At 63.2% G+C, this 4,814-nt stretch carries 1 protein-coding gene and 3 pseudogenes; 2 read left to right on the top strand and 2 right to left on the bottom strand.

Features of this window, described 5'->3' with window-relative positions; translation table 11 throughout:
* Nucleotides 1-128 precede the first annotated feature (128 nt).
* Nucleotides 129-1,202, bottom strand: a pseudogene (locus BQ8008_RS00060) (IS630 family transposase).
* Between the two features lie 362 nt (nucleotides 1,203-1,564).
* Here BQ8008_RS00060 and BQ8008_RS00055 point away from each other — a divergent pair.
* Nucleotides 1,565-2,248, top strand: a complete 684-nt coding sequence (locus BQ8008_RS00055; protein ID WP_108832281.1) for a tryptophan 2,3-dioxygenase family protein — start codon at nucleotides 1,565-1,567, stop codon at nucleotides 2,246-2,248.
* Between the two features lie 63 nt (nucleotides 2,249-2,311).
* On the opposite strand, the pseudogene BQ8008_RS00050 reads toward BQ8008_RS00055, so the two are convergent.
* A pseudogene (locus tag BQ8008_RS00050) lies at nucleotides 2,312-3,020 on the bottom strand (IS5 family transposase); the annotation flags it as partial.
* 114 nt (nucleotides 3,021-3,134) lie between these two features.
* Between BQ8008_RS00050 and BQ8008_RS00045 the strand changes: the two are divergent.
* Nucleotides 3,135-4,676, top strand: a pseudogene (locus BQ8008_RS00045) (IS1634 family transposase).
* The last annotated feature ends 138 nt before the right edge of the window (nucleotides 4,677-4,814 follow it).

Here is a 4,814-nt window from a genome sequence, read left to right as displayed (position 1 = left end):
TCTGCCAGCCGATGATCCGCCGCGAGAACACGTCAGTCACGAAAGCCACATAGACCCACCCCGAGAAGGTACGCACATAGGAGGTGGCACCTCCCGCTTGCGGGGGAATGTCGGCGACCCACAGCTCATTAGTGTCTTGTGTTGTTAGTTTGTTTTTGGTTGGCATTTGGTGAGGATCTCGTCGGGGGTCTTGGTCCAGGTCAATGGGTGGCAGCGTTGGTTCCAGCCGTTGATGAAGGCGCGGATCTTGGCGTTAAGGTCCTTCACGGAGGTGAAGACTCCTCGGCGGATCGCCTGGCGGTCGATGACGGAGAAGAAGATCTCGACCATGTTGAGCCAGGAGGCGCTGGAGGGGGTGAAGTGGACGTGGATGCGGGGGTTGGCCTCCAGCCAGGCGCGCACCTCGGGGGTCTTGTGGGTGGCGTAGTTGTCCATCACCAGGTGCAACTCGTCGTCGGGGTAGGCAAGCGCGACCTGGCGTAGGAAGGCGAGCAGCTCGGTGCGCCGGTGGCGGGGCTTGCAGGCGGCCGTGACGTGGCCGGTGGCGACCTCCAGGGCGGCGAACAGGGTGGAGGTGCCGTGACGGGTGTAGTCGTGGGTACGCCGCTCGATGCTGCCCGGCGCCATGGGCAGCATCGGGGCGGTGCGGCCTGGCGCCTGGAACTGGGACTTCTCGTCGACGCACAGCACCACGGCGTTGTCCGGGGTGCCAGGTACAGGCCCACCACGTCGGTGACCTTGGCGACCAGCTCGGGGTCGGTGGAGTACTTGAAGGTTCCCGACCTCCAGGGCTGGATCCCGTAGCTGCGCCACACCCGCGCCACGGTGGCGTTGCCGATACCCAGGTGACGGGCCAGCAGCCGGCTCGACCAGTGCGTGACCCCGTACCTCCTGGGCGGCGGCGCCAGGGTCGCGGCCACGACCCGCTCCCGGGACACCTTCCTGGGGCGCCCCGAGCGGGGCTCGTCCTCCAACCCGCGTAGGCCCCCGGCCTGGTAGCGGCGCCGCCAGGAGACCACAGTGGGGACACTGACCCCCACCGCCTGCGCGATCCGGGTGTTGGCCACCCCTTGAGCGGCCAGAAGCACGATCCGCGCCCGCCGCGCCAGCCCGGCCGGCACCATCGTGGCACGCAGCCAGGACTCAAGCACCTCCAGGTCACCCTCACGCAGAACCAGTCCAGGAGCAGGTCTATTCGCCATACCCCCATCATCCTAAACACCAACCACAAAACAACTAACGACACACAACACTAGCCTGCACCAGGCAACCCACTTCCCATGCCCACCACGGTTCATGAGCTTCGCGGGCAGTCCTACATGAGGCACCGAGCCTCTTACGTGGGCATCTTCATGAGTCTCGTCGAGTGGTTGCATACACTGAAGAGGTGCGCTACATTAATGTAATGTCACGGCAGCGCATCGAGAACTGCCGATGTGAGCAATTCACACTTCAGGCTTTACCGCTCCAGCCCAAGCTATAAGCATGCGAATGGATCGACATTGTTTGCGACGACAAACTGACGCAAGCCTCGAGGTTGACACGAAAAACGAAAGGCGCATCAATGAGTAATCTGAACTATTCAAGTTACCTGAAGATCGAGTCCTTGTTAAGCCTCCCTACACCCCTCACTAGTCCTGATGAGCGTGCAACACATTCTGCAGAACATTTTTTTATTGTCACTCACCAAACATCGGAGTTATGGCTGTCGCAGGTGCTGCTAGATTTGTCTGTCGGTGCAGCTGCGCTTCGAGAAGGACATTACATGCAAGCCGCCGAGGTGATTGAGCGTTGCGCTGTGGTGATTGAAATGATGACAGGACACCTGGATGTACTTTCTATGATGTCACCTAGTCGATTTAAGGAGTTTCGAGGCAATCTTGGGACCGCATCTGGACGTCAATCCACCCAGTTCCGCTCCCTAGATCGAGACTTGGGAATGGATGCACATCATCAAAGCCCACTATTCGAAGCGCTTGAGGGGGCATGTGAACGAACAGGGGTTGAGTTAGATTCCCTGGTTTTTCCGGAAAGTCCAGAACCTAATCTCAGCCGAGTGGTTGCGGCAATGTTGAATTTATCGCGGAAAGTGTGGAAGTGGAAGGCGACGCACGTGGAGCTTGTGGTTCACATGATCGGCACGAGCGAACGTGGAACGGGCAACACTTCAGGGGCGCACTTCCTGGCTGCTAGACTTGACATGCCGTTTCCGCGACTTTGGGAAGCAGTCTCACGGGCGCACCGATGATCTGAGGTGGCGACCTTCTACAAGTTGGGTGGGCGTTTTTGAATAAGAGATCGCGTCATTAGGTTAGGGCTTGTGGGTGGGGTGTTGGTCCCAGCGGTGGGTGGTCCAGGCGTGGTGGATGAGGTTCCTGATGGTGATGATGGTGTTGGCCAGGGCGATGAACGCCTCGATCACCTGTGTGTGTATTTCGGTGCATACCTGGAGCCTGCGGAAGCCCCGGGTGTGCCATGAGTTGATGCGCTCGATCACCCAGCGCCGGCCGGCCTGCAAGGGGGGGGCGCCCCTGGCAGGGATCTGGGCGGCACAGCCCAGCACCTCAAGCAGCTCGCGGGTCCTGCGGCTGTCGTAGCCGGCATCCAGGTGCACGGTGATGCGCTCGGGCAGGTCGAAGCCGAACCTGCCCAGACGCTCCAGGGTGGGTTCCAGCAGAGGTGAGTCATGCCGGTTGGCGGGGGCGACCACCACCCCGATGGGGATGCCGTGGCCCTCGGTCATTACTGAGCGCTTGGTCCCTTGCTTACCCCGGTCCACTGGTGAGGGGCCTGCGGCCTGGCCCCTGCAAGGCGCCTTGAGGATGCAGCCGTCGACGCACAGGTCCTCCAGGCCCAGGCCGACGACCTTGTCGTAGGCCTCCAGGGCAGCCTGCCCATCGGCGGTGAACACCCCGGCGGCGATCCACTCACCCGTGTCTGCTTCGGATGGTGGCCGCTGAGCACGTGGAGTCGGCGACCTTCTCATAGGCCGCTGCCAGCACCAGGACCTGGATGATCTTGCCCGGACACGACACCTGACTTGGCTCATTGTGGGGTGGTTGGGTTGCCTGGGGGCTGGTTGTTGTTGGGATTGTGGGGGTTGCGTGGGTTGGGGTGCGCACTAACGTGGGGGTATGAGTCCGTACGTTCGCACGGTCAGGACGGCGTCGGGGGCCCGTGCGGTGCAGATCGTGCACTCCTCCCGGAAGGGGGCGCGCAGCATCGAGCACATTGGCTCGGCCCATGATGACGCCGAGCTGGCGGCGCTCAAGGAGATCGCCAGGCAACGGCTCAACGCCGGCCAGCTCAGCTTCGACCTGCCGGGCCTGAACAGTGAGAACGACGCAGGTTCTGCGCTGCACGAACCGGCTGGGGCGGGGTGCGTGGCACCTATCGCCTCCAACCGGATGGGAGTGCTCCTGGAGGCCCTGGAGACGGCTTGGAAGGCGGTGGGGCTGAACGACTCGACGGTGCTGACGAGGTCTTCCGCCAGCTCGTTACCGCCAGACTGATTGAGCCGACCAGCAAGCAGGACTCGTTGCGGGTCCTTACCGAGGCGGGCCTGTCACCGGTGTCCTACGCGACAGTCAAGCGTCATCTGCCCAGCTACGCCGCTGAGGACTTCACCCGGAACCTGTCACGCCTGCTGGCCGGGTACGCCCGCATCGGCCGGGCCTGGCTGGTCCTGTTCGACGTGACGACCCTGTACTTCGAGACCGACAAGGCCGACGGCCTTGCGTGAGCCGGGCTTGTCCAAGGAAAGACGCCTGGAGCCGCAGATCACGGTAGGGCTGCTCACTGACGAGACAGGGTTCCCTCTGCGGGCCGGGGCCTTCGAGGGCAACAAGGCCGAGACCGCCACCATGATCCCGATGATCAACGACTTCATGGACGCCTACAGCCTCGACGACGTGGTGGTCGTGTCTGACGCCGGAATGATCAGCGCCGCCAACAGGCAGGCCCTGGCCAGAGCCGGCCTGTCCTACGTGCTGGGTTCACGCACCTCACGCGTCCCCCACGTGATCAGCTCCTGGCACGACAACCACCCCGACCAGGACGTCCCCGACGGGCTGACCCCGAGTCCCAGCCCTGGCCCGCCGGCCCCAGTGACCAGCGCCGCGACGAGACCATCTACTACCGCTACAGCGCCGACAGAGCCCGACGCACCCTACGCGGGATCGACACCCAGGTCGCCAAGGCCGAGAAAGCCGTCGCAGGAAAGATCCCCGTCAAGCGCAACCGCTTCGTGCACCTGTCGGGCGCCACCCGGAGCATCAACCGCGACCTGGAGAAAAGGGCCCGCACCCTGGCCGGGTGGAAGGGCTACGTCACCAACCTGCCCAACCCCGACCCCGAGACAGTCATCAGCGCCTACCACCGCCTGTACAACATCGAGAAGTCCTTTGCGCATGTCCAAGTCCGACCTGAGAACACGCCCCATCTACCACCACCTGCGCCAGTCCATCGAGGCCCACCTGACCATCGTCACCGCAGCCCTTGCCATGGCCCGCTGGCTGGAGACCACCACCGGCTGGTCCATCAGACGCCTGATCACCACCGCACGCCGCTACCGCACCATCACCATCAACATCGCCGGACACACCCTCACAGCCGCTGACCCTCTCCCACCCGACCTCAACCAAGCCCTCCACAACATCCACCACGACACTAAATGAGCCAACTCAGGTCCGCACCACTTACGCCCAGGCTTGTCGGCAGTGAAGTCGCGCCCCACCAGGTCGGAGCGCTCATCGAGGTCCTCGGCCGGCACGGTAGTACGGACCTTCGCCCGTGGCTGCGCGGCCTCAAGACCC

This window comes from Actinomyces sp. Marseille-P3109 (assembly GCF_900323545.1).
Taxonomy (GTDB): Bacteria; Actinomycetota; Actinomycetes; order Actinomycetales; family Actinomycetaceae; genus Actinomyces.
The sequence above is the reverse complement of the archived record's forward strand: the minus strand, read 5'-3'. Positions and strand labels throughout refer to the sequence as shown.